Annotated in this window: 1 protein-coding gene; it reads left to right on the top strand. The window is 71.4% G+C overall.

Annotated features, from left to right (window positions below):
- On the top strand, window positions 1-906 hold a 906-nt coding region (locus AC31A1_RS52010; RefSeq protein ID WP_489660010.1), incomplete at both ends, for a nucleoside triphosphate pyrophosphohydrolase.

Below are 906 nucleotides of genomic sequence, written 5' to 3'. Positions count from 1 at the left end.
CTCCCACCCCCGGCCGCATCGTCCTGCTCACCACCAGCCACCGCGTCGCTCCCGGCCTGCTGTCCTGGCCCGCCTGGCAGGCGCTGCGCGACGCCGACCGGGTGCTGTGCGCGGACGGCGCGCATCCGCAGCTGCCGTATCTCCGCGAAGCCGGGATACGGGTTGACGAGGCGTCCCCGACCGCAGAGGAACTGGTCGCGGCCTGCGCGGACGGCTCCACGGTGGTGGTCGTGGCCACGGGAGAGGGCGAACCGGCCCTGACCGACGGCCTGGCCCGCCTGGCAGGCTCGGGCCGCGTCCAGATGCCGGACCTGGAACTGCTCCCCGCCTCCTACGACCTGCCCGGCGCCCGCCTCCTCGACCTCGTCCACGTCATGGACCGCATCCGTGCCGAGTGCCCGTGGTCCTCCCAGCAGACCCACAAGGGCCTGGCGAAGTACGGCATCGAGGAGGCGTACGAACTCGTCGAGGCGATCGAGGAGGGCGACCGCGACGAACTGCGCGAGGAACTCGGCGACGTCCTCCTCCAGGTCGTCTTCCACGCCCGCATCGCCGAGGAGGACCCCGACACCCCCTTCTCCATCGACGACGTGGCCGCCGGCATCATCACCAAGCTGATCCACCGTCACCCCCACGTCTTCGGCAACGAGACGGCGTCAACTCCCGAGGAGGTCAAGGCACATTGGCTCCGCACCAAGGCCGAGGAGAAGCGCCGCACCTCCATCACCGAGGGCATCCCCATGGGCCAGCCCGGCCTCGCCCTCGCATCGAAGCTGGCATCACGCGTGCGGACGGCGGGACTTGAGGTGCCGTTGCCTACGGGGGACGACGGCATCGGGTACGAGCTGCTGGCGCTGGCTGTGCGGGCGGAGGCGGACGGGGTGGATCCGGAGGCTGCGTTGCGGG

The organism is Streptomyces sp. P5F9 (assembly GCF_057961495.1).
The sequence above is the reverse complement of the archived record's forward strand: the minus strand, read 5'-3'. Positions and strand labels throughout refer to the sequence as shown.